The following is a 930-nucleotide window of genomic DNA, read 5'->3' as shown; positions in this document are numbered from 1 at the left end:
GCTACAGCATTCGTCCAGACCTGATGACACTTGGCAAGTATGTGGCAGGCGGTCTGTCGTTCGGCGCCTTCGGCGGCCGCGCCGATTTGATGCGGCGTTTCGATCCGCGCAAGGCGGGGGCGCTTGCCCATGCCGGCACCTTCAACAACAACGTACTTACCATGTCCGCCGGCGTTGCAATGATGACGAAAGTCGCCACGCAGCAGGCGTTGGATCGCGTCAATGCGCGCGGCGAAGCGCTGCGTACCCGACTGGAGTCGCTATGCCGGGAGCGTCATGCCCCCCTGTGTGTCACCGGGATCGGTTCGCTGTTCACCATCCATAGTGTTGCGGGGCCGGTGAGATCGATTGCCGATACCACCGCGCAAGATCAGCGCATCAAGGAATTGATGTTCTTCGATCTTCTCGAGCAGGGAATCTATCTCGCCCGGCGCGGCATGGCGGCGCTTTCGTTCGAGATTGATGATGCCGCCTGCGAAGCGTTTACCGCCGCGTTCGACCAATTTCTCAGGCGGCGGGAACTGCTATTTGCGGCAAACACGACCAGCCTACGTCCCGCTCGCAGCTGATACGCGTCTCGACGGAGCGGAGCAATTTTGGAAGAACAATGCGCTCGGAACGCACATTCAGGGGCATGTCCAATCCAAGCCGCCGCGCCGTGCTCGCCGCTAGCGCCACAGCTCTGTCGTTGCCGTTCATTGGCCGGGCGTCCGCCCAAGCACAATGGCCAACTCGGGTAGTCAAGGTGGTCGTGCCGTTCGCAGCGGGCGGTACAACCGATATTCTCGGCCGGCTGATGGCGCAAAGGTTATCTGAGGAATACGGCCAGCAGTTCATCGTCGAGAACAAGGCGGGCGCCGGGGGCAATCTCGGCGCCGATTACGTCGCGAAGGCTGATCCGGATGGCTACACTCTCGTGATCGGTACGCC

General features: G+C 61.5%; 2 protein-coding genes. Both read left to right on the top strand.

What is annotated here, in order from left to right:
- Positions 1-8 precede the first annotated feature (8 nt).
- Positions 9-569, top strand: coding sequence for an aminotransferase class III-fold pyridoxal phosphate-dependent enzyme (locus AC0L2O_RS36215; RefSeq protein ID WP_473373124.1), 561 nt, complete (start codon positions 9-11; stop codon positions 567-569).
- A gap of 38 nt (positions 570-607) precedes the next feature.
- The coding region (locus AC0L2O_RS36210) for a Bug family tripartite tricarboxylate transporter substrate binding protein (protein WP_473373123.1) at positions 608-930 on the top strand (323 nt) is incomplete at its 3' end.

The organism is Bradyrhizobium sp. Kon10, from assembly GCF_055807395.1.
Note: the sequence above shows the minus strand (reverse complement) of the source record. Positions and strands in the feature narration are given on the sequence as shown.